The sequence below is a fragment of the Tessaracoccus yangjingae genome, from assembly GCF_054483935.1.
Window position 1 is genome coordinate 517,718 of the sequence record NZ_CM137014.1, and the last position, 19,927, is coordinate 537,644.

A 19,927-nucleotide genomic window follows, 5' to 3' on the forward strand; every position below is an offset into this window, starting at 1 on the left:
GCGCCTCTCAGAACGCCGACGGGCGGGCGGTGTACCCGGCGGCGCCGACGGCGCCGACCAGGTCGTCGGTGGACGCGAGGCCCGGGTCGTGGTCCACCTCGATGCGCGACGAGGCGAAGTGCACCGTCGCCGCCGAGACCCCCGGGAGCTTCCTCAGCGACTTCTCGATCTTGGCCACGCACGACGGGCAGCTGAAGCCCTCGGCGCGCAGGGTGGTGTGGGTGGTGGTTGCCTGGGTGGGCATCGTGGTCTCCTTCGATCAGGGGCGGCGGTGGTTCCGCCGATGACTCGACGCTACGGTCCGGTCGCGATCCGTTCCTTGACGCAGATCAAGCCCGCTGAAGGAGGGATGGGGCAGGCTGGTGCCCATGACGAGCAGACACGGCCCCGAGGGGGCACCGGCAGGCGACACGTGCGTGGCGCTGGTGCCCATCTTCCGCGGGCTGGACGCGGCGCAGCAGCTGGAGGTCGCGCGGTTCGCGCGGCCGGTGAGGGTCCACGCAGGGGATCAGGTCGTTCGCGCCGGGAGCAGCACGCGGCGGCTCCTCGTCGTCCACTCGGGCAGCGTGCGGATCGTGCACCTGCTGGAGACGGGGCGCGAGCGGGTGTTGCGGGTCCTGGGCCAGGGTGACGTGGTGGGCGAGGCGTCCTTCGTCCTGGGCCGGCGTCCGGAGCACTACGTGTACGCCGACACCGACGCCGAGCTGTGCACCTTCGACCACTCGGACCTGGCCAGGCTGGTGGCCAAGTACCCGGGGATCGCGGTGAAGATGCTGCAGGTGCAGTCGGAGCGGCTGGCCGCCGCCGAGCGGATGCTGGCGGCGATGAGCGGCGCCGACGTGGGAGCCCGCCTCGCGGCCTACCTCCTCGATCTGCCCACCCGCCGCGACACCGACGGCCTCGTCGTGGAGCTGCCCATGGCGAAGAAGGACGTCGCCAGCTTCCTCGGCACGACGCCCGAGACCCTCAGCCGACGGCTGCGCGACATGTCCGACGAGGGCACCATCCGGCTGCTGCAGGGTAGGCGGATCGCCCTGGCTGACCTGGACGCACTGGAGAGTCGGGCCGTCGGGCCTACTGGGTGATGTCGTAGCGCAGGAGGCGGGCCTTGTCGGCCTTGCGGGTGGAGCCCTGGAGTGCCAGCAGTTCGGCGTAGATGCCGCCGGTGGTGGCGAGCTCCGCCGGGGTGCCGATCTCGTCGATGCGGCCCTCGCGCAGCGTGACGATCCGGTCCACCGTCGAGATGGTCGACAGCCGGTGCGCGATGATCAGCGTGGTCCTGCCCTCCATCAGCTCCTCGAGCCCCGCCTGCACCGCGCGCTCCGACTTGGTGTCGAGCGAGCTGGTGGCCTCGTCGAGGATGAGGATGGGAGCGTCCTTGAGCAGGGCCCGCGCCACGGACAGGCGCTGCTTCTGCCCGCCGGACAGCTTGATGCCCCGCTCGCCGATCTCGGTGTCGAACCCGTCCTTGAGGTGGGAGATGAACGTCATGGCGTTGGCTCGGCGTGCCGCGACCGCAAGCTGCTCGTCGGTGACCCCGTCCTGCCCGTAGGCCATGTTCTCCCGGATGGTGCCGGAGAACAGGTTGGCGTCCTGGAACACGACGCCGATCTCGCGGCGGAGCTCCACCGTCGGCACCTCGTCGACGGACTGACCGTGCACGCGCAGCGTCCCCGACGTCACCGGGTACAGCTTCATGATGAGGTTGACCAGCGTGGTCTTCCCGCCGCCCGACTCGCCCACGAACGCGATCCGCTCGCCCTGGTTGATGGCCAGGTGGATGTCGCGCAGGACGAGGTCCTCGCCGTCGCCGTAGCCGAAGCTCACGCCGTCGAACTCCACCACCGGGTCCGCGTCCACCCACTGCACCTCGGCCGACGGCGCCGCCTCGAGCGGGTTGTTCGGCTCGTCGGGCTCGTCCATCACCTTGAAGTACTCGAGGCTGCCGGCCACCGCGCGCTGGGTCATGTCCACCCAGTAGCTCATCGACGTGACGGGCATGCGGGCCATGGTGGTGAGCTGGATGAGCAGCACCATGGTGCCGACGCTGTACTGGCCGGTGGCGGTCTGCCAGAAGATGATGGCGTAGATGCCGAAGAACACCACGTCCAGCGCGCCGCGGCGCCAGAGATCCATGGTGTGCCAGAACCTCGACTGTGTCTGCGCCAGCGAGATCGCGTCGCGGTAGTGGCCCTGGAAGGAGTCGAGTTCGCGGCGCTCGGTGACGAACGACTTCACCACGCGCATCTGCCCGATCACCTCGGAGAAGCGGCCGCCGGAGATGTCGTAGTGGTCGTTCTTCTGCTTCTCCCACACCTGCCACTTCTTCGACGTCAGCGCGGTCAGCCACACGAACGTCGGGTAGATGACGATGAGCAGCACGCTCAGCCAAGGCGAGTAGAACGCGGTGATCACCAGGACGGCCAGCAGCGTGATGACGGTGGGGAAGAAGCCGTTGCTGAAGGTCTGCAGGAAGTCGGTGATCGACGTGATGGAGCGGTTGAGCCGGGAGATGATGGTGCCGGTCAGCTCGTTGTCGTAGTAGCGCTGCGGGAGGCGCAGCAGCTTGCGGTAGTAGTTGGCCGAGAGGATGGCGCGCAGCCGCACCGACATGACGTCGCCGAAGTAGCCGGAGACGTTGGTGATCGCCGAGTTGGCCAGTGCGATGATCAGCAGGATCACCGCCAGCCACATGAGGTCGGCGACGGTGCCGCCGCGACCCTCGGCGATCTCGACCACCGTGTCGGTGGCCCTCGCGATGACGAACGGGGTCAGCAGCGCTGTCGCGGATGTGGCGACGGCCCCGATGACGACGGTGAGGTAGAGCGGCCACAGCTCTCTGGCTGTGGCCATGATCTTGGCGATGCTGCGCACGAGCGGTCACTCCTTCGACGTGGCACTCTACCCGCGTTGACCCCGCGGGCCGCCCCCGGCGTCGCTCAGGCCCGGGGCGCGACCAGGTGCCCGCACGCGTCGTCCCGGGCGAACACCGGGATGACGTGCAGCGGAGCCACGACGTCCGCCCAGGCGCCGCCGTCGAGGCGCTCCCCGGTGGCCAGTGAGGTCCAGGAGGCCCCCGCCGGAAGGTAGACCGGCCGCGACCTCGCCCCCGGCTCCACCACCGGCGCCACCAGCAGGTCCGGCCCGAAGAGGAACTGGTCGGTCACCGTCCACGCGACCGGGTCATCGGGGAAGCCGTGGAACACCCCGCGCATGACGGGCTGCCCGTCGCGGTGCGCCTCAGCCATCGCGGAGCGGGTGTAGTCGCGCAGCGCCTCGCGGAGGAACAGGTGCTCGCGCAGGATCCCGTAGACCTCCTCGCCGTAGCTCCACACCTCGTTGGGCGCGCCCGACGGCTGCCGCGACACTCCGTCGGCCCCCGTCACCGGCACCCCGGGCGCGCGGTCGCCGTGCAGGCGCATGACGGGCAGGAACGTGCCGAACTGGAACCAGCGCACGAGCAGCTCGTGGAAGGCCGGGTCGTCGACGTGGCCGCCGTAGAAGCCGCCGATGTCGGTGGTGAACCAGGGGATGCCCGCGACACCGATGTGGATGCCGGCGGTGATCTGGGCGCGCAGCGACTCCCACGTGGAGGCGATGTCGCCGGACCACACCAGGGCCCCGAAGCGCTGGGAGCCGGCCCAGGCGCAGCGGACGAGGTTGACCACGCCGTCGACGCCGTCGGCGGCCTGCCCCTCCGCAAACGCCCGCGAGAAGGCCTGCGGGTAGATGTTGCCGACGGCGAGCGCCTGCCCGGCGTGGAAGCGGTAGGCCGATGGCTGGTACAGCCCCCACTCCGGCTCGGCCTCGTCGAGCCAGTAGAGGCGCACGCCCCGGTCGGCGTAGTTGCGGCGGCAGGTCTCCCAGAGCCACTCGCGCCCGCGGGGGTTGGTCACGTCGAGGAACCGGCTGGGGCCCTGGAACCACATCTGGACGTCGATGCCGGCGTTGCTGCGGGCCAGCAGCCCGCGCTCGGCCAGCTCGTCGAAGTTCTCCGAGTCGAGGGAGACCTGGGGCCAGACCGACACCATCAGCTCCACCCCGAGCTCGCGCAGCTCGGCGGTCATGGCGGCGGGGTCGGGCCAGAACTCCTCGTCGAAGCGGTAGTCGCCCATCTTGGGCCAGTGGAAGAAGTCCGCGACGATCACGTCGAGCGGCAGGCCGCGACGCTTGTGCTCGCGGGCCACCTCGAGCAGCTCGTCCTGCGTGGCGTAGCGCAGCTTGCACTGCCAGAAGCCCAGCCCCAGCTCGGGCATCATCGGCGCGTGCCCGGTGGCGTCGGCGTAGCGACGGTGGATCTCGGCGGGGGTGTCCCCCGCCACCACCCAGTAGTCGAGCTGCGTGGCGGACTCGGCCACCCACTCGGTGCGGTTGGCCGCGAAGGTGGCGCGCCCGATGGCCGGGCAGTGCCAGAGGAACCCGTAGCCGGCGCTGGAGAGCACGAACGGCACGCTGGCCTGGGAGTTGCGGTGCGCCAGCTCGAGGGTGGAGCCCTTGAGGTCGCCGACGCCGTCCTGGTACTGCCCCATGCCCCAGAGCCGCTCGTCGGCTGGGGCCTCGAGGGTGAGGGTGGCGCGGTAGCCGCCGCCGGGCAGGGGCTCGAAGCGGCGGGCGTCCAGCTTGAGCGCGCCGCCTGGGCCGATCTCGCGGAACAGCAGCCGCCCGGTGGCGTCGCGGAACTCGAGCCGGCAGTCGAACCGGGCCTGGCCCGCCTGCCAGTCCAGCCCGCCGGACTGCCGGGCCACGACGGTGATCCCGCCGGTGGTGAGTGTCGCGGTGTCGCCGTCGACCGTCACCTCTGCCGCGACACCGGGCGACGGCGCCAGCAGCGCCCAGTCCGCGTCGGCCACCTCGCCGACGGCGGAGCGCACCCGCACGGCGCCGTCGCCCCATGCCTCGACCAGCAGGGTCTCTCCCCCGCCCCGCCACAGCAGCGAGCGGGCTCCGGCGTCGAACATCATGCCTCCGAGGGTGTGACCGGGGCGGCGGCGAGGATGCCGGTGCCCCACAGGAACTGGGTGGTGAGGAAGGCCGCGAGCGTGACCCCGAAGACGGCCCCGAGCCCGGGCAGCATGACGTAGCCGGCCGCGACGGCCAGCACGCCCACCGCGAGCAGCAGCGCCGAGACGGGCCGGCCGAGCGTGAGCACGAGGCTGCGCCGCAGCAGCGCCAGCGGGCCCTCCGCGAAGTGCGCCTGCAGCGCCCACAGGTTGCTGGTCATCACGAACAGCACCAGCATGAGCGCGAGGATCGCGCCTGCGGCGGCGCCTCCCGGCAGGCCGAGGCGGTTGTTGCCGAGCAGCCAGTACTCGTAGACCAGCAGCGCCCACGCGGCCGCGAGGATCCAGCCGAGCACGTTGGCGGAGCGGAACTCGCGGCGCCACAGCGCGGCGAACTCGCGGTGCAGCGGCTCGCGGACCGCCGCGTCGCCCCCCAGGTGCTCGGCGCGGCGGTCCATGGCGTCGCGGCGGAGGACGCCCATCGCGGCGGAGGTGGCGGGGAACACCCCGAGGACCACGCCCCCGGCGACGGCGCCCGCGAGCCACAGCAGGTGGAGCAGGAACAGCCGGAGCGCGTGCTCCCCCAGGCCGGTGTGCCAGCCGACGACGCGGCGCATCAGCCCTTCACCGAGCCGATCATCACGCCCTTCTCGAAGTACTTCTGGATGAAGGGGTAGACGATGATCACCGGCAGGGTGGCCACGACGATGACGGCGTACTTGATCTGGTCCGCGTAGTCCTGGCCGTAGGCGCCGCCGGTGCCCCCCGCCGTGCCCGCGCCGCCGGCGAACGCCTGGTTCTGCAGCAGGATGTCGCGCAGCACGATCATCAGCGGCTGCTTGTCGTAGGTGCGCACGAACACCAGGCCGGTGAAGAAGTCGTTCCAGCGGGCCACCAGGTAGTAGAGGCCGATCACCGAGATGATCGCCTTGCTGAGCGGCAGCGCCACCCGCAGGAAGTACTGGAAGTGGTTGAGGCCGTCGAGCATGGCCGCCTCGTACAGCTCGTTGGGCAGCGAGTTCTCGAAGAACGCGCGGGCGATGATGAGGTTGTAGACGTTGATGGCGCCGGGGAGGATGAACACCAGCCAGTTGTCGATGAGCCCCAGGTCCCGGTAGAGCAGGTAGGTGGGGATGAGGCCGCCGTTGAAGAACATGGTGAACGCGAAGAACAGCATGAGGAACCGGCGGGGCCGGAACTCCGGCCGCGACAGCGCGTAGGCGGCCGGCAGCGTGACCAGCAGGTTGAGGGCGGTGCCCACCACCGCGTAGATGATGGTGTTGCGGTAGCCGGTCCAGATCCGGTCGTCGTCGAGCACCTGCGCATAGCCGAAGAAGTTGATGCCCTCGGGGAACAGGATGACCTGGCCGGTGGACACGAGCCGCGGCTCGCTGATGGACGCGATGAGCACGAAGTAGACCGGGTAGATGATCGCGACGAGGATCGCGACGCACACCACGGCGAGGGTGAGGGTGAAGATCTTGTCGCTCGGGGACTGGTTCCGGAGCCTGGCGAATCTCGTGGACATGGTGCTCCTCACCAGAGGCTCGTGTTGGAGTAGCGCTTGGCCAGCCAGTTGGCGCCGAGCAGGAACGCGAAGTTGATCACGGTGTTGAACAGGCCGATGGCGGTGCCGTAGCTGAACTGGTTGCCGATGATGCCGATCTTGTACACGTAGGTGGCGATCACCTCGGAGACCGGCAGGTTCAGCGTGTTCTGCATCAGGAAGATCTTCTCGAAGCCCGTGGCCAGGATGCCGCCCATGGTGAGGATGAGCAGGACGATCATCGTCGGCACCAGCGCCGGGATGTCGACGTGGCGGATGAGGCGCCAGCGGTTGGCGCCGTCGACGCGCGCGGCCTCGTAGAGCTGCGGGTCCACCGACGACAGGGCCGCCAGGTAGATGATCGAGTTCCAGCCGGCGTGCTGCCACACCTCGGAGATGACGTAGACGGGCACGAACGCGGCGACGTCGCCGAGGAAGTTGCCTTCGAAGCCCAACAGGTAGAACAGCTTGGCGATGACGCCCGACGTGGGGTTGAGGAACACCTGCAGCATGCCGACGAGCACCACCACGGAGATGAAGTGCGGCAGGTAGGTGGCGGTCTGCATGAACCGCTTGCGGCCCGGCCCGAAGATCTGGTTGACCACGAGCGCGAGCACGATGGGGGCGATGAAGCCGAACACCAGCGTGGTGAAGCTGATCACGAAGGTGTTGCGCATCAGCTGCCAGAACAGGGGGCTCTCGAAGAACTGGACGAAGTACTTGAACCCCACCCAGTCGCCGCCGGTGAGGCCGGCTTGGAAGTCGAACTCGCGGAACGCGAGCTGGATGCCGTACATCGGCACGTAGGAGAACAGGCCGACGAAGGCGACGGCGGGCAGCAGCATCACCCACAGCTGCCACTGGCGGGAGAAGTGCCGCGAGAGGCGGGCCGGCAGCGGCTGCTTCGGCCGGCCCTCGGGGGCGACGGCCGGGGCGGCCTCGCGTGTCAGAGTCGTCATGATGCGGTCCTTAGGGGGTGGGACCCGGGGCGCGGGCGGCTGGCGTCCGCGCCCCGGGTCGGCCGATCACTGGTTGGCGACGAACTCGTCGTAGTAGCGCTGGTAGATCTCGATGTTCTCGGGCATCCCGAGGCCGTCCATCTGGGTGACGTAGTCGTCCCACTGCTCCTCGACGCCGCCCTGCGTGACCCACTCGGCGAACTTCGCCATGGTCTGGGCCAGCACGTTGGTGTTGTTGAGGTTCAGCGTGTTGAGGTCCTCGGCGGTCATCTTGACGAACTTGAACGGGTAGACGTCAGCCTCGGGGTCCACGTTGTCGAGGGCGGGCTGCAGCGGCACCGCCTGCTCGACGGCCTCGGCCACGTCCGTGGGCAGCTCGAGCTCGATGGACTCACGGATCCAGAACGGGCCTGCGTCGGCCAGCGTGTTGGTCCACTTCCACGACGACGGGTCGGTGGTGCCGTCCGCCGGCGGAAGGACGCGGTAGGCGTTGTCGCCGGTCTGCTCGACGTAGTCGCCGACGTCGCCGAACAGCACCTCGACGGAGCGGGTCTGGTCGTAGAACTCGTTGACCACGGCGAGCGCGAGCTCCTGGTTGTTGGACTCGGCCGAGACGATGATGTGGTTGCCCGTGTAGTTCTCGTCGTCGTAGCTCCACGTCACGGGCGCGTCCTGGCCGGCCTCGGCCTCCATCTGCGCCATCGACGTGTACTGCGGGGCCAGCTGGGCGCCGAAGCGGTCGGAGGCGGTCCAGCCCCACGAGAAGCCGACGGCGGCGTCGTCGCCGTTGCCGCGACCCACGGACTGGTAGGCGGAGTAGTCCTGCGTGAACGCCTGCTCGCTGATCAGGCCGGCGGCCCACGCCTTGTGCATGAAGGCCACGAGGTCGCGGTAGCGCTCGTCGACCATGAAGTTGCTGACCTCGCCGCCCTCGACGAAGTAGCCCTGGCCGCCGCCGTTGTTGATCGGCAGGCCGGTGGAGCCCAGGAGCGCGGAGGGCTGGAAGTAGCCGAAGCCGCCGGTGCCGACGGGTGCCCAGTCCCACGGGATCTCGTCGTTCGGGTCGCCGTTGCCGTTGGCGTCCTCGGTCTTGAAGGCGGACAGGACGGTGAAGAGCTCGTCCCAGGTGGTGGGGACCTCGAGGCCGAGGTTGTCCAGCCACTGCTGGTTGATGTACATGCGGGTGATCGCCAGCGGCCAGAAGCGCTTGTACGACGGGAGGCTGTAGACCTCACCCGAGGGCAGGGTGGCCAGCGCCTCGAGGCGGGAGTTCTCCTCGAACATCGCCGAGACGTTGGGCATGGCGTCCATGTGCTCGGAAAGGTCCAGGAACAGGGAGCTGTAGGTGGCCAGGTCGGTGTCGGTGATCGCGTTGCCGCCGATGATGAGGTCCGGCACGTCGCCGGCGGCCAGCATGGTGGCCTTCTTCTCCGGCCAGTCGGCGGAGACCTCCTCCCACTCGATGGTGGCGCCGGTGGCCTCCTCGATCTGGTTGACCCACTCCATGTCGGCCATGGGCTTGGTGAGCGGGTGCTTGACTGCGAGGATGCGCAGGGTCTCGGGGGCCTGCTGCTCACCCCCGCAGCCGGCGAGCAGCACGGCGCTCGTCGCGAGCGCGGCCGTGGCCGCGACTATCTTCCTGATCTTCATCTCGGTGTGTCCTCTCTTCGTTGAGGTCACGCGCTGGGGAGCCAGACGCGCATGGCACCTGAGGCGCGGTTGCCCCAGGTGTGGAAGGGGATGGCCCGCACGGTGACGGGCTCCCCGGTGGGGGCGGTGGAGGGCGCGCCGTAGAGCGGGCCCACCTCCCGCCGTGGCGTCACCGCGATCTCGAGCCCGTCGTCGGACTCGCGGGGCGGCGTGGTGGGGTCGACGACGACGTCGTCCAGGCGGATCTCCGCGGGGAGGTCCACCTGCTCGACGCAGTACACCTGGGGCCCGCGCTCCAGAGCGACGCAGCCGCGGACGGCGTCGACGCGGTGGTTGGCCTGCGTCCAGCGCGGGGTCATGGGGAGCTCGAGGACCGTCGGGGCCTCGGCGAGGGTGAGCCTGGCGTAGCCGTCGGCGCCGGGGGTGGCCGGGGTGCCGTCGACGGTGGCATCGTCGGCCCAGGTGGGGATGCGGAGCGCGACGGCGAGCCCGGCCGGGCCGGCGATCTCGACGCGGCCGTCGTCGGGGTAGCTGGTGCGCACCGTCACGGTGCCGCCGCCCAGGGACGCGGGCACGTCGATCTCGGCGCCGGTGTAGAGGTGGACGGCGAGGGCGCCGTCGTCGACGGAGGCCACGTAGCCGCTCAGCTGCGCGAACACGCGGGCGATGTTGGGCGGGCAGCAGGCGCAGGCGTACCAGGGGGTGCGCTCGCGGGGGGCGTTCTCCTCGGAGTAGCGGTCCGGGCGCAGCTGCAGCGGGTTGGAGTAGAAGAAGCGGGTGCCGGTCTCGTCGAGGGAGGCGGCCAGCGCGTTGTGCAGCTCGCGCTCGATGGTCTCGGCGTAACGGGCGCCGCCCTCGGCGAGGTACATCCGCCAGTTCCAGTGCAGGTCCGCGATGGTGGCGCAGGTCTCGGCGTAGGCGCGGTCCGACGGGAGCTCGTAGTCGTCGCCGAAGGCCTCGTCGCGGTGCCGCGACCCGAAGGCGCCGGTGATGTACATCTTCCGGTCGTGGGCGCTGTCCCACTGGGCGCGCATCGCGTGGAGGAGGGCGTCGTCGCCGCCCTCCAGGACCAGGTCGGTGACGCCTGCGTTGAGGTAGAGCTGGCGGACGGCATGTCCGACGGCGCTCGTCGACTCCCGCACGGTGGCGTGGTCCTGGAAGTAGCGGGCGCCGAGCGAGCCCACCTTGAGCAGGCCGGAGCCGCGGTGGTCCACCTGGTGGCGGGCCAGATCGAGGTAGCGGCGCTCGCCGGTGAGGCGGTACAGCTCCACCAGGGCGGTCTCGAGCTCGGGGTGGCCGCAGTAGCCCACGGTGTCGGCGGCGGGTCCGAAGGTGGTGTCGACGAGGTCGACGAAGCGGGTGGTGAGGGCGAGGAGGTCGCGGCGGCCTGCGCGGGCCAGCGCGACGGCGGCCTGCACCATGTGGCCGAGCACGTACATCTCGTGCGTCCAGTCCAGCTCCGCGAACTTCTTCTCCGGGTGCACGCCCTGGATCCAGGTCATCACGTAGCCGTCGGGCTCCTGGACGCGGGCCACGAGGGCGATCACGTCGTCGAGCCAGCCGTCGAACTCGGTGGTGCCGGTGCGGGCGATCTCCCAGGCCACCGCCTCGATGGTCTTGTAGAGGTCCGAGTCGGCGAACCAGAAGCCGCGCCACTCGGCGGTGGACTCCCCGATCACCCGGCGGAAGTTGTCCAGGTTGCCGGCCTCCTCGAGCTGGGCGACGCAGTGCGGGATGGTCGCGGCGGCATTGCGACGCTGCCAGGCGCCGAGCCGGGAGGAGGGGTCGAGGCGGACCGCGGCGATCCCCAGCGGCACGCGCGGGGACGCGGCCAGCGGAACGGCGGGGGCGACGGGGGGCGTCGAGGACGAGGTGGTCACCTGTGACCCTTTCAACGATGAAAACTCTTGGGAGGATCATGCATCGTCTGATTCAGCGTTGTCAAGAGGTGGACAAGAAGGACTCATGTCACGGTTCGATAACGCCCACCCAGGACCGCCGCCGCGCACCGGGCTGGACGCAGAAACACGCCGCCACCCCGGGGAGACCGGGATGGCGGCGTGAGTGCTTCGGCCGGGTCTATCGACCAGGGGCGCCGAGGAGGCCGAGGAGGTCATGGAGGCGGGCCACCATGTCGACCCCGTCGGGGTTCAGCAGCCATTGGATCTGCAGGCCGTCGACCGCCGCGACCAGTAAGGACGCGATCGCCTCGGCCGGCATTGCGGCGGTCACGGCACCGGCCTCCTGCATCCGCGCCACGTCGACCCGGATGTCCTCGAGCAGCCACCGGTAGCGCTCCTCGAAGAACTGCCTCGCCTCTCCGGAGCTGTGCACGCTCTCCCCCGACATGGCCACGAACAACGCCACCAGGCCCGCCTGACGGGTGTTCCTGACCACTGCCTGCATCAGGCGTTCCACCGTGTGGCTGCCCTCGACGGCGTCCTCGGTGACCGAATCCTTGTCGCGACGGCTCAGGACCTGCAGGAACAGCTCCTCCTTGCTGGAGAAGTAGTGGAGGAGCCCCGCCTGGCTGAGGCCGACGGAGCGGGCGATCTCCCGCACCGAGGTGCGGTCGTAGCCCTTCTCCACGAATGAGTCGAGGGCGGCGGTCAGGATCTCCTCGCGCTTGGCCACGCCTTTGGCATAGGAGCCACGAGCCTGCATGTCACGAACCCCTTCACCCGATCGATCCGACACCGTCTCCGCCGAGTATGGCGCCGATCACCCCTTCACTGCACCCGATGTCATGCCGGCCACGATCTGCTTGTTGAAGAAGATGTACATCACGAGCATGGGGATGGTGATGAGGAGGATGTTCATGAAGAGCAGGTTCCAGGCCGTGGAGTACTGACCCTGGAAGTTGTACAGGGTGACCTGGACCGTCTCGTTGCCGCTCCCAGGGAAGAAGTAGAGGGGTGCCTGGAAGTCGTTGAACACGAACACGGACTGCACGACCACCACGGTGATGATCACCGAGCGGAGCAGGGGGAAGATCACCTGGAAGAACAGCCTGAGCGGCCCGGCGCCGTCCATCGTGGCCGCCTCGTCGAGTTCCCGCGGAATGGTGGCGACGAACGCCCGGAACATCAGGATGCAGAACGCCATGCCGAACGCCACCTCGATGAGGATGAGGCCGTGCATCGTCTGGAACAGATGCAGCCCCTGCATCACCCAGATCGTGGGCACCACCGCGGGCGGCACGATGAGTCCCGTCAACACCAGGAAACTGATGAGTCCGTTCCATCTGCTCCTGCGCCGCTGGAGGACGTATCCCACCATGGCGGAGAAGACCACGAGCAGTGTGACGGAACCGACGGTGAGGATGGTCGAGTTGATGAAGGCCGTCACCAGGACGTAGTCGCGGGCCTGGACCACCTCCACGAGGTTCTCGATGAAGACCCACTCGGTGGGCAGGGTGAAGCGCAGGCCGGCGGCTTCGCGTCGCGTCTTCGAGGCCGTGAGGAAGATGAAGACGAAGGGCACGACGAAGACCAGGGTGGTCACGACGATGCCGAGGAGTCCACCGACCCAGGCGTAGGTGCGGTTGACGCGGCCTTCTGAGGGTGCGCTGCTCACTGGTCCACCTCCTTACGGTTGAGCAGGATGAAGAGGGGGATGATGATCGCCGCCACGAGCAGGAACAGGACGACGTTGCCCGCCGTCGACAGCCCGTAGAACCCGGCCTGGTACTGCTTGTAGACCACGGAGGCCAACACGTCGGAGCTGAACCCGGGCCCGCCGCCGGTCATCGTCCAGATGAGGTCGAACGACCTGAGCCCGCCGATGAGCGACAGGATGATCACCGTCGTGGTCGCCGGCCACATGAGCGGCAGGGTGACGTTGAAGAACCGCTGCGTGGCGGTGGCCCCGTCGACCTTGGCGGCCTCGAAGTACTCCTGCGGGATGGCGACGATGCCCGCGATGTAGATGAGCGTCGCCAACCCGACGCCGCGCCAGATGTCCACCAGGGCCACCGAGTAGAGGGCCAGGTCGGGGTTCGTCAACCAGCCGGGCCCCTGGATCCCGATGACGGCCAGGGCCCGGTTGACCACGCCCTCGAACGGGTCCAGGAGGACGGCGAAGGTGGCACCGATGCCCACTGCGGAGATGAGGACGGGGAAGAAGACCACGGAGCGCAGGTAGCCGCGCGCGATGATCTGGCTGCTCAGGAAGACGGCGATGAGCAGGCCCAGAACCACCTTCGCGCCGGACGTGAGCACGGCGAAGATGATGGTGTTGACGAGGCTGTCGAACAGGAACGGCTCCGAGAAGAAGGTCCGGAAGTTCTCCAGGCCGATGAACTCGGAGTCGAAGATCGTCCACCGGGTGAGGGCGAAGTAGAACGACGCGAGCGTGGGCACCAGGAACAGCGTCAGGTAGATCACGCCGGCCGGGGCGTAGAACCACATCGGGTACTGGCTCCTGGCGCGCCGTCGCTTGGGCGCGGACTCTGGGGGATGGGTGGATGGCGCCGGCGGGTGGGCGGCTAATGACGTCGACATGGCGGTTTCTACCTCGTGCGAGTTGGGTGGGGGGCGGCCGCCGCTGTCGGACGGCCGCCCCGGGATGGGGAGCAGGATCGCGTCACGCACCCTGCTCCCCGCGGCTTTCACCAGCCTTCGAGCCCCAGTTGCTGGGCCTGCTTCTTGACGTCCTCGTCGTAGAGTGCGGCGGCCTCCACGGCGGGGCGGATGCCCGAGCCCACCTCGACGGTGATCTGCTCGAGCGACGGGCCCTTGATGGGCGACAGGAACTCGAGCGCGGGCGCGGTGCGGCCCTCCTCCTCGAAGTACGGCAGCATGTCCTGGACCGCCCTCGGGACGTCGGCGGGCACCTCGCACCCTTCAACCAGGAAGGGGCCGGAGACACCCACGGCTTCGAGGCGGACCTCGCACGCCTCAGGCGTCGCGACGTACTCCATGAACCGCTTCACGGCCTCGGGGTGCTCGGTGTTCGCGGGAGCGTAGATGGCGGGCGGCATCCAGACGGTGACGCCGTTGGTGGCGGCGTCGTCGCCGGGGGTGGCGAAGAAGCCGATGTTGTCCTTGGCCTCGGGGTAGAGCGCCATCATGCTCTCCACCATGCCCGTGAACATGGGGTACTGCGCGCCCTCCCCGGAGGCCATCCGCTCGATCGCGCGCTCGAAGGTCAGGGAGGCGAAGTCCTTGTTGAGCAGGCCCTCGTCCGCCAGCGACTGCATCTTCTCGAAGCTGCGCAGAGCCTCGGGCGTGTTCGAGTAGTTGGCCTCGTTGGCGGTGTACTTGTCGGCCCACTCCGGGTCGCTGGCGTAGATGTTGTAGAAGTCCGAGAGCACGATCAGCTGAGAGGTCCAGGTGTCCGCGAACGACTGGATCAGGGCGCTGTCGTATCCGGCGTCCTTGATGGCGCGGGTGTTCTCGACGAACTCGTCCCAGGTCTGGGGCACCGACAGGCCCAGCTCCTCGTAGATGGGCACCGAGTAGAGGATGCCGCCGCCCCCGGCGGTGTCGATCGGGACGCCGTAGACGCCGTTGTCCGTCGACACGGTGCTGAGGAAGCCCTCGTCCACCTTCCCGATGAACTCCTCGTCCGCGATGTTGAGCAACTGCTGATCTGGATTCAGCGCCTGCAGCAGCGAACCGGAGTTGTACCAGAACATGTCCAGGTCGTCACCCGTGGCGAGGCGGGTCTTCAGCAGGTTGTCACCCTCGGATCCGCCCGGCATGGAGGCGTCAACCTCGACGATGATGTCCGGGTTCGCCGCGTTGAAGCCGGCGGCCACCGCCTCGGCGATCTGCACGTTCAGTTCGACGGTGCCGGTGAGCAGCGTCAGCTCGACGGGCTCGGCGGCGGACCCGGCCGACTCCGTGGCTCCGGGCTCTCCCGTGCCGCCTGGCGATGAGCAGGCGCCGAGGCCCAGCGCGAGGGCGAGGGAGCCCGCCATGAGCGCCCCTCGGATTCTCGTGTTCCTTGTCATTCCTTACCTCCTTGTAAGAGCCGTCGAACCGAAACAGTTCAATGACTGGCTTTTGTTGATGGTATGTCTCCCCTGGCGACGCGTCAACGCTCGTCACCGGATCGTTATGGAAGCCCCGTGGGGCTCGCGTGGGTCAGTTGTGCCGGCTCGTGTAGCCGGCGGGCAGGTTCCCGGGGGCGGTTTCAGTGCCAGTCACCGGTGGGTCCTTTCTGGAGACGCGCGGCGAAGCGCCGGTAGGCGTCCTCGAGCATCGGGGAGCCGACGGCGTTGAGGTGCCCGTGCGGCACGCCCCGGGCGGTGACCATCTCCACCGGCACTCCGGCCGCCCTCAAGGAGGCCGCGAACGCCTCCCCGGACGCGCGGAGCTCGTCGAACTCCGAGTTCTCGATGTAGGCGGGCGGGAACCTGGTGAAGTCCGCGGCCAGCGCCGGGAAGTCGTACGGCGTGGCTGCCTCCACCGGGCGGCCCAGGACGTAGCGGTTGATGTCCAGGCTGCTGTCCGGGGTGAACCGCATCGCCTCCGGGGTGAGGGCGAGCGCCGCACTCAGTTCCGCGCTCGCCGGCGGGTGGACGGCGTGCAGCACCGGGTAGGCGAGCAGCATCTGCCACGGGGGCTGGCCGGTGTCCCCGGCGTGCAGCGCGACCGAGGCGGCCAGGTTGCCGCCTGCGCTGCCGCCGCCGACGGCGAGCCGTGCCGGGTCGATGGCGAGCAGCTCAGCGTTCTGCCGCGCCCACGTGTAGACGGCGTAGCAGTCGTCGTGGGGCACGGGCAGGTGCGTGGTGTCGTCGCACAGCCGGTAGTCGACCGAGATGACGACGGTCCCGGTGCGGTGGGCGATGTGCCGGGCGAAGTGGTCTGCCTCGGGGACCTCCAGATCGTTGAACATGAAGGCTCCCCCGTGCATCCAGACCAGCCCGGGCGCGGGAGCGGTCCGGGGCCGATGGGCCCGGTAGACCCGCACCAGGACGGGGCCGTTCGGCCCCGGCACATGGATCTCCTCGGTGTCGACGACGGGGAGCAACGGATCCCCGAAGGGCGCTTCGAAGGCCCTGCGGCGCTCGAGCGTCTCGGGCGTGTCGGTGACCCCCGGCGCCGGGACGCCGTCGAGCAGGTGCAGCCGCTCCCGGTAGAGGGGATGGAAGGCCGGGGCCGCCGCCTCAGACATGGTCGCCTCCCGCGTCGAGGGTGTAGCTGTGCCGGCCTGCGGGGACGGGCTCGACCCGCCCTCCTGGGTGCACGAGGTGGGCCTCGACGCCGTCGGGGACCGAGACGGTGGCGGTGATCACCCCGTCGTCGCGGCGCCACCCGCACTCGACGCGCCCATGGCGGGTGTCGAGTGCGGCATGGGCGTGGTCCAGCCCCGGCCCGGGTGTGGGGGCGAGGCGGACTGCGGAGTACCCCGGGGCGGCGGGCTGGATGCCGGCGACCACCTGGTACAGCCAGTCCACGACGGCGCCGAGGGCGTAGTGGTTGAAGCTGGTCATCATGCCGGTGTTGAGGCTTCCGTCGGGGCGCATCGAGTCCCAGCGCTCCCAGACGGTGGTGGCGCCCATCGTGACCGAGTAGAGCCAGGACGGGCACTCGGTCTGCAGCACGAGCCGGTAGGCGTCGTCGACGTGGCCGGTCCGACTGAGCGCCCACGTGACATAGGGCGTGCCGGCGAAGCCGGTGGAGATCCGATGTCCGCTGCTCCGGACGATCTCGGCCAGGCGGTCACCCGCGGCACGGGCACGTCCCGGGTCGAGGAGGCCGAAGCAGATGGCCAGCGCGTAGACGGTCGCGCAGTCGGAGGTGATCCGCCCGTCGTCCGAGACGTAGTGGGTGGTGAACGCCGACCGGACGCCGTCGGCCACCTCGCGGTAGCGGGCGGCATCGTCGGGCCGGTCGAGGATCTCCGCCGCCTCCGCCACGAAGGACGCCGACCGGTACAGGCAGGCGGTCGCCACCACGCCGGGATCGGCCTTGGCCGCGGCAGGGTTCTCGGGCGGGGCGTCGGGGTCAAGCCAGTCCCCGAGCTGCGAGCCGGTGTCCCACAATCCGCTGGGCGAGAGCTTGGGGATGATCCCGTCAATGTGCATGACCATGGCGGGGTAGTGCGCCTCCAGGCGCTGGCGGTCGCCGTAGGCGTGCCACAGGGCCTGAGGCACCCAGACCGCCGCGTCTCCCCAGATGGCGAAGGGGCCGGTGAAGTCCACCTCCAGGTCCGCGGGCAGCTGGCCGTGCTTGAGCACGTCGGGGACCACCAGCGGTACCACGCCGCCGGCGGCGCGCGTCTCGGCCTCGAGGTCGAGCAGCCACCTGTCGAGGAAGTCAGCGACGTCGAAGGCGAAGCACGCGCTCGGCGCGAAGGCCGCGATGTCTCCGGTCCATCCGAGGCGCTCGTCGCGCTGGGGACAGTCGGTGGGCACCTCGAGGAAGTTGCCGCGCTGGCCCCAGACCGCGTTGTCGACCAGCCGGTTGAGCAGCGGGTCCGAGCACTCGAACCACCCCGTCCGCGGCATGTCCGAGTGCACGACCACGGCCTCGAGGTGGTCGGCGGTGAGCTCGCCCGGCCAGCCCGTGACCTCCGCGTAGCGGAAGCCGTGGAAGGTCAGCGTGGGCTCGAAGGCGTCCCGGCCCCCGGACAGGATGGCGACATCCGTGGCGGCCGCTTCGCGAAGGGGTTCGGTGGCGAGTTCGCCGTCGACGAGCACCTCGGCGTGGCGCAGCCGGATGCGGTCGCCCCGCTCCCCCGTGACGCTGAACCTGATCCAGCCCACGATGTTCTGGCCGAAGTCGATCAGCGTCCCGCCGGAGGGCGATGTCCAGATCCGCACGGGGCGGATCGCCTCCTGCCGGGTGACGGCGGGACCGGTGGCGGGGACGAGCACGGTGCGGTCGAAGTCGACCAGATCCAGTGCGAGGGGTTCTCGCGTGAGGCCGAAGTCGACTGTCTGGCCGTTGTAGATGCTGTTGGCCACCACGCGGGAGGCGGTGGCAGTCCACCCGGGGCCGGTATCTATGCGCTGAACGTGGCCGTCGGCGTACTCGACGGTGAGGCCGGCCAGCAGGGCCAGCCGGTGGCCGTAGTTGGCGTCGGCGCCGGCGAAGCCCAGCCCCCCGCGCCACCAGCCGTTGCCGAGGAGGAACTCGAGGTGGTTCTCGTCGGCCAGGAGAGCGGTCACGTCGACGCTGTTGACCTGGAGGCGCCATTCGTAGGCGGTCCAGCCTGGGGTGAAGAGCGCTTCACTGACGCGATGGCCGTTGAGGGTGGCCTCGTAGATGCCGTGGGCGCTCGCCCGCAGGGTGGCGCGGATCGGTTCGCCGTGGCCGGGCTCGAGGCTGAACGCTCGGGAGAGGATCGGCGCTCGGCCAGTGTCAGGCGTGGCGCCGATCGCCTGCGCCGCGTCGAGCGCGGCCACCGGATCGGTGTGACTCATCTCAGACCCCGGCCGCCACTGGCGCCACGACGCTGCCGACGGGCGCCTCCCGCTCGTCGAGGAACTGGTTGCGGGGGGCGTTGTGGAACACGAACCACGCGATCAGCACGCCGACGGTGACCACCGCGCCGAGTCCGGCGAAGAGCGCCTGGGGTCCGCTGTTGATCAGCAGCGGCGTCACGGAGGCCAGGAGTGCGGCGCCGAACCGGGCCACCGCGAGAATGGTGCCCTGCGCCGTCGTGCGCAGCAGCGTCGGGAAGGACTCCTGGGTCCAGACCTTCATGATGCCTTCGAACGCGAAGGCGCCGCCCATCCCGTTGAGGAGGGTGTAGACGAGCATCGTCGTGAAGGAGAACCCGAGCAGGGCGGGGATGAAGTAGGAGGCCGCGTAGGCGACGGCGCCGATGCTGAAGAACAGGAACCGGTACTTGCCGTCCACGATCCGCATGAACCACAGACCGAAGACGATGAACAGCGGGAACGAGAGCAGGCCGATGAGCGACGCGAGCTGGACGTCGATGCCCACCACGTTCACCCACAGGTACGTGGTGAACTGACCCTGCGTGTTGGCCGCGAGGTTGGTCAGCCCGTAGAAGCCCAGCAGGCCGAAGAACGGCTTGGCGTAGGGGCCGCTGACGAGTTCGCGGACGGAGACCTTGACGCGGGACGCGCCGCCGGCGCCGGGGCCTTCCGCCTGCGCCTTCAGCCAGGAGGGCGTCTCGGGGATGGTGAAGCGCGCGATGAGCACCAGCAGGGCCACGACGGCGACCTGGCCGAAGAGCAGCTGGCCGCCGAGGCGCCCGAGCCCACCGAAGAACGTGGAGATTCCCACCGCGGAGATGATGCCCACCAGCCACAACATATTGGAGAAGCCGATGATCTTGCCGCGGTTGTGGTCGTCGCTCGACTCCGCGATCGTCGCCAGCGACACCGGGAGATCAGCGCCCGTGCCGAACCCCACCAGCGCCACGCCGGCGAGGAGCAGCGGGAAGCCGGTGGCGAAGGTGGCCAGCGTCGCGCCGACGACGATCACGGCCATCGTGACGACGAAGACCGAGCGGCGTCCGAACGTGTCGCCCAGCTTGCCGCCGAGGAGCGCCCCGATCGCGATGAAGAACGTGAGCGCGCCGGAGAGCCAGCCGATCTGTCCCGCGTCGAGCCCGATCGCGTGCTGGTAGATGACGAGCGCGATACCGGTGCCGACGATGGCCGCCGCGTCGATGTACGAGGCCATCCCGCAGACGAGGCCCACCCACCAGGGGTTGGGGGCCTTCGCGGTGGCCGTGGCTGATCCAGCCATTTCTCTACTCCTTCGTAGGACTTCTGTCTCGCGTACTTACGCGCTTCAGTTGCGCGCTTCAGTAGCGTACGACACAGTGGGTCCTGTTGGCAACAC

16 protein-coding genes are annotated in these 19,927 nt (G+C 69.4%); 1 reads left to right on the top strand and 15 read right to left on the bottom strand.

Annotation, left to right across the window (positions count from 1 at the left end; translation table 11 throughout):
• Positions 1 to 7: 7 nt before the first annotated feature.
• Entirely contained in the window at positions 8 to 244 is a 237-nt protein-coding gene (locus ACX1D3_RS02205) for a heavy-metal-associated domain-containing protein (RefSeq protein WP_458995350.1), read from the bottom strand.
• Positions 245 to 368: 124 nt separating this feature from the next.
• Here ACX1D3_RS02205 and ACX1D3_RS02210 point away from each other — a divergent pair, with 124 nt between their 5' ends.
• Positions 369 to 1,085 (top strand): Crp/Fnr family transcriptional regulator, encoded by a 717-nt coding sequence (locus ACX1D3_RS02210; RefSeq protein ID WP_458995351.1) that lies wholly within the window; start codon positions 369 to 371, stop codon positions 1,083 to 1,085.
• On the opposite strand, the gene ACX1D3_RS02215 is transcribed toward ACX1D3_RS02210, so the two are convergent.
• The 14 genes from ACX1D3_RS02215 to ACX1D3_RS02280 all read right to left on the bottom strand — a co-directional run bounded on the left by ACX1D3_RS02215 (position 1,075) and on the right by ACX1D3_RS02280 (position 19,831).
• Entirely contained in the window at positions 1,075 to 2,874 is a 1,800-nt protein-coding gene (locus ACX1D3_RS02215) for an ABC transporter ATP-binding protein (RefSeq protein WP_458995352.1), read from the bottom strand. The two genes, ACX1D3_RS02210 and ACX1D3_RS02215, sit on opposite strands and share 11 nt — an antisense overlap.
• A 65-nt stretch (positions 2,875 to 2,939) precedes the next feature.
• Complete coding sequence (locus ACX1D3_RS02220) at positions 2,940 to 4,961, bottom strand: glycoside hydrolase family 31 protein (RefSeq protein ID WP_458995353.1); 2,022 nt, start codon at positions 4,959 to 4,961, stop codon at positions 2,940 to 2,942.
• A complete protein-coding gene (locus ACX1D3_RS02225) occupies positions 4,958 to 5,617 on the bottom strand; it encodes a YesL family protein (protein ID WP_458995354.1) in 660 nt (219 codons plus the stop codon). The genes ACX1D3_RS02220 and ACX1D3_RS02225 overlap by 4 nt, the downstream gene beginning before the upstream one ends.
• Positions 5,617 to 6,528, bottom strand: a complete 912-nt coding sequence (locus tag ACX1D3_RS02230; protein WP_458995355.1) for a carbohydrate ABC transporter permease — start codon at positions 6,526 to 6,528, stop codon at positions 5,617 to 5,619. Before ACX1D3_RS02230 ends, ACX1D3_RS02225 begins: the two co-directional genes overlap by 1 nt.
• Positions 6,529 to 6,536: 8 nt before the next feature.
• On the bottom strand, positions 6,537 to 7,505 hold the full coding sequence (locus ACX1D3_RS02235) for an ABC transporter permease (RefSeq protein ID WP_458995356.1): 969 nt from the start codon (positions 7,503 to 7,505) through the stop codon (positions 6,537 to 6,539).
• Positions 7,506 to 7,571: 66 nt separating this feature from the next.
• Complete coding sequence (locus tag ACX1D3_RS02240; protein WP_458995357.1) at positions 7,572 to 9,155, bottom strand: type 2 periplasmic-binding domain-containing protein; 1,584 nt, start codon at positions 9,153 to 9,155, stop codon at positions 7,572 to 7,574.
• 26 nt (positions 9,156 to 9,181) lie between these two features.
• Positions 9,182 to 11,035, bottom strand: coding sequence for a glycoside hydrolase family 127 protein (locus tag ACX1D3_RS02245; protein ID WP_458995358.1), 1,854 nt, complete (start codon positions 11,033 to 11,035; stop codon positions 9,182 to 9,184).
• A gap of 199 nt (positions 11,036 to 11,234) precedes the next feature.
• Positions 11,235 to 11,819 carry a TetR/AcrR family transcriptional regulator gene (locus ACX1D3_RS02250; protein WP_458995359.1) on the bottom strand — a complete coding sequence of 195 codons (585 nt, stop codon included), beginning with the start codon at positions 11,817 to 11,819 and terminating at the stop codon, positions 11,235 to 11,237.
• Positions 11,820 to 11,876: 57 nt separating this feature from the next.
• Positions 11,877 to 12,731, bottom strand: coding sequence for a carbohydrate ABC transporter permease (locus ACX1D3_RS02255; RefSeq protein WP_458995360.1), 855 nt, complete (start codon positions 12,729 to 12,731; stop codon positions 11,877 to 11,879).
• Positions 12,728 to 13,657 (bottom strand): carbohydrate ABC transporter permease, encoded by a 930-nt coding sequence (locus ACX1D3_RS02260; RefSeq protein WP_458995361.1) that lies wholly within the window; start codon positions 13,655 to 13,657, stop codon positions 12,728 to 12,730. The genes ACX1D3_RS02255 and ACX1D3_RS02260 overlap by 4 nt, the downstream gene beginning before the upstream one ends.
• A gap of 107 nt (positions 13,658 to 13,764) precedes the next feature.
• Complete coding sequence (locus ACX1D3_RS02265) at positions 13,765 to 15,111, bottom strand: ABC transporter substrate-binding protein (protein WP_458995362.1); 1,347 nt, start codon at positions 15,109 to 15,111, stop codon at positions 13,765 to 13,767.
• A 182-nt stretch (positions 15,112 to 15,293) separates the two neighbouring features.
• Positions 15,294 to 16,277, bottom strand: a complete 984-nt coding sequence (locus tag ACX1D3_RS02270; protein WP_458995363.1) for an alpha/beta hydrolase — start codon at positions 16,275 to 16,277, stop codon at positions 15,294 to 15,296.
• Positions 16,270 to 18,531, bottom strand: coding sequence for an alpha-L-rhamnosidase (locus tag ACX1D3_RS02275; RefSeq protein ID WP_458995364.1), 2,262 nt, complete (start codon positions 18,529 to 18,531; stop codon positions 16,270 to 16,272). Before ACX1D3_RS02275 ends, ACX1D3_RS02270 begins: the two co-directional genes overlap by 8 nt.
• A gap of 1 nt (position 18,532) precedes the next feature.
• Positions 18,533 to 19,831 carry an MFS transporter gene (locus ACX1D3_RS02280; RefSeq protein WP_458995365.1) on the bottom strand — a complete coding sequence of 433 codons (1,299 nt, stop codon included), beginning with the start codon at positions 19,829 to 19,831 and terminating at the stop codon, positions 18,533 to 18,535.
• Positions 19,832 to 19,927 lie beyond the last annotated feature (96 nt).

What these genes read in the sequence shown, in the direction of transcription:
- ACX1D3_RS02265 (WP_458995362.1), bottom strand. Translation starts at nt 15,111, where the DNA reads ATGACAAGGAACACGAGAATCCGAGGGGCGCTCATGGCGGGCTCCCTC.
- ACX1D3_RS02275 (WP_458995364.1), bottom strand. Translation starts at nt 18,531, where the DNA reads ATGAGTCACACCGATCCGGTGGCCGCGCTCGACGCGGCGCAGGCGATC.
- ACX1D3_RS02270 (WP_458995363.1), bottom strand. Translation starts at nt 16,277, where the DNA reads ATGTCTGAGGCGGCGGCCCCGGCCTTCCATCCCCTCTACCGGGAGCGG.
- ACX1D3_RS02210 (WP_458995351.1), top strand. Translation starts at nt 369, where the DNA reads ATGACGAGCAGACACGGCCCCGAGGGGGCACCGGCAGGCGACACGTGC.
- ACX1D3_RS02205 (WP_458995350.1), bottom strand. Translation starts at nt 244, where the DNA reads ATGCCCACCCAGGCAACCACCACCCACACCACCCTGCGCGCCGAGGGC.
- ACX1D3_RS02280 (WP_458995365.1), bottom strand. Translation starts at nt 19,831, where the DNA reads ATGGCTGGATCAGCCACGGCCACCGCGAAGGCCCCCAACCCCTGGTGG.
- ACX1D3_RS02260 (WP_458995361.1), bottom strand. Translation starts at nt 13,657, where the DNA reads ATGTCGACGTCATTAGCCGCCCACCCGCCGGCGCCATCCACCCATCCC.
- ACX1D3_RS02225 (WP_458995354.1), bottom strand. Translation starts at nt 5,617, where the DNA reads ATGCGCCGCGTCGTCGGCTGGCACACCGGCCTGGGGGAGCACGCGCTC.
- ACX1D3_RS02230 (WP_458995355.1), bottom strand. Translation starts at nt 6,528, where the DNA reads ATGTCCACGAGATTCGCCAGGCTCCGGAACCAGTCCCCGAGCGACAAG.
- ACX1D3_RS02240 (WP_458995357.1), bottom strand. Translation starts at nt 9,155, where the DNA reads ATGAAGATCAGGAAGATAGTCGCGGCCACGGCCGCGCTCGCGACGAGC.
- ACX1D3_RS02235 (WP_458995356.1), bottom strand. Translation starts at nt 7,505, where the DNA reads ATGACGACTCTGACACGCGAGGCCGCCCCGGCCGTCGCCCCCGAGGGC.
- ACX1D3_RS02220 (WP_458995353.1), bottom strand. Translation starts at nt 4,961, where the DNA reads ATGATGTTCGACGCCGGAGCCCGCTCGCTGCTGTGGCGGGGCGGGGGA.
- ACX1D3_RS02250 (WP_458995359.1), bottom strand. Translation starts at nt 11,819, where the DNA reads ATGCAGGCTCGTGGCTCCTATGCCAAAGGCGTGGCCAAGCGCGAGGAG.